The 704-nt window shown below is 49.6% G+C and carries 1 pseudogene; it reads left to right on the top strand.

Annotated elements, in window-relative coordinates:
- Positions 1–666 (top strand): annotated as a pseudogene (locus R8O11_RS27745) (chromosome partitioning protein ParA); the annotation flags it as partial.
- Between the last annotated feature and the right edge of the window lie 38 nt (positions 667–704).

Raw genomic sequence — 704 nt, 5'->3', positions numbered from 1 at the left:
AGCAAATTTGCGGATTGGTTTAACCTTGTTGGTTGCTCTATCACAGGATGCACCCGCAACGACTTGAACGGCTTCTCTCTCGAAGACTTTGACGATGAAGGCGACTGGAAATATCGCTCAGTCGCGATGAATTTTGACCCAAGCACTGAGCTCTTTATGGAGAAAGTACAAGGTCTCGGGCGCAACAAACACATCCAACACAGCAACCGCACTGAAATGCTGTGGTTTTCCTACCCTAACACCAGCGAACACGACATCGACTACCTCGGCGTGTGGCAGCAAACCCAATACCATCAGCAATCCATGACACAATCGTGTCTGTTAATGCGCCCCCAACAAGTGATGCGATTGCCACGCAGCGCCGAGACCTGCCCAACCGATGCAAGCCTATACACCCAAGATGTCACCCGCGAGTTTGCCGATATGTGGTGGGTAAACAATGACGAACCGAAAGCCAATTTGGCGCAAATGAACATCATGGTGCGCTGGTCAACCACTCCGGCAGAAATCAACTACACCACTTGGGAATACTTACCGGCGGGAGCCAACTGGGAGCAAGGCATTTTGTATCGCTACCAACAGAACGTTAGTCGTAACCGAGATGGTTCTGATCATATTGAAACGCATACGATTTCTGAATTTGTCAAAGTGAGCGAGGAGGTATAACCATGGCAACGACTTCAGCCCTAACCCACATTATTCAG

This window comes from Vibrio sp. 1288 (assembly GCF_033344475.1).
This window is presented reverse-complemented; position numbering and strand designations above follow the sequence as displayed.